The following is a 552-nucleotide window of genomic DNA, read 5'->3' on the forward strand; positions in this document are numbered from 1 at the left end:
GGATGCCCATGGCCAGATACTGATGGTGATGGTGTATTAGATAAAGATGATAAATGTCCTGAAGTAAAAGGTACTGTAGCTAACGCTGGTTGTCCTGAAGTTACTGCTGAAGTACAAAAAACTTTAAATGAGTACGCTAAAACTATCTTATTTGACACTGGTAAATCTTCTATCAAGTCTGAGTCTGAGCAAGTATTAGCTGATATCATCAAAATTATCAACGAGTACCCAACAGCTAAATTTACAGTTGAAGGTCATACTGATAGCGTTGGTAGTGAAAAATTAAACCAAAACTTATCTGAGTCTAGAGCGGCTTCAGTTAAAGATTACTTAACGTCTCATGGTGTTGATCAATTCAGATTATCATCTAAAGGTTACGGTGAGTCTAAGCCTATTGCATCTAACAAAACTAGATCTGGTAGAGCTCAAAACAGAAGGGTTGAAATTAACTTAGTAAAATAATAAGTTAATTCTTAAAATAACTTCAAAAAACGCTTCGGGAATCCCGAAGCGTTTTTTATTTTTATGCAATGACTAGTTTTATTTTTGATG

General features: G+C 34.6%; 1 protein-coding gene. It reads left to right on the forward strand.

What is annotated here, in order from left to right; genetic code table 11:
• Window positions 1-462 (forward strand): OmpA family protein (locus tag FUA24_RS11000; protein WP_148542235.1); only part of this gene is annotated, 462 nt, incomplete at its 5' end.
• Window positions 463-552 lie beyond the last annotated feature (90 nt).

This window comes from Seonamhaeicola marinus (assembly GCF_008085455.1).